2 pseudogenes are annotated in these 536 nt (G+C 77.2%); both read right to left on the bottom strand.

The annotated features are described in order from the left end of the window. Positions 1-293 (bottom strand): annotated as a pseudogene (locus KBX53_RS35370) (phospholipase); the annotation flags it as partial. 78 nt (positions 294-371) lie between these two features. After that, positions 372-536: pseudogene (locus KBX53_RS36770) on the bottom strand (LacI family transcriptional regulator); the annotation flags it as partial.

Here is a 536-nt window from a genome sequence, read left to right as displayed (position 1 = left end):
GACGAGTCCGGGGCGACCAGCAGCAGGTGCTGCGCGTCCGCGACCGGCAACAGCAGGTCCAGGCCCTGTCGCGCCGAGCCGCCGGCACCGTGCAGGAGCAGCACCAACCGGTACGCCGAACCGTCGCCCGCCGGCTCCGGGACGTACCCCACTGCCAGCCGGTCCCCGTCGCGGCCGGTCATCGGCACCAGCCCGGTGCGCCCCGGCGCCGCCGGTGGGTGGTGGCGGGCGGTCAACCGGCCGTCGCGCGGGCTCGGCGCCGGGTCCCAGTGCGACGGCGCGGAGTCGGACACGGGTCGGCGCTCCTCGGGGTGGACGTAAGGTCCGCCCCGGTTACCCGGCCCGTGCGGGGTTAACCGCCGGGCGTCGACTCAGGCGCTGGCCCGCGCCACCAGGGCCGACGGGAAGAGGGTCACCGGGGCCGCCGGGCGTCCGTCCAGCACAGCGGTGGCCGCGGCGACGGCGATCCGCCCCACCGGGTGACTCGCCGTGGTCAGCGCCGGGGCGGTCATCCCGGCCAACGGAATGTCGTCGAA

This window comes from Micromonospora sp. M51, from assembly GCF_018070305.1.
GTDB classification, from domain to species: Bacteria; Actinomycetota; Actinomycetes; order Mycobacteriales; family Micromonosporaceae; genus Micromonospora; species Micromonospora parva.
Note: the sequence above shows the minus strand (reverse complement) of the source record. Positions and strands in the feature narration are given on the sequence as shown.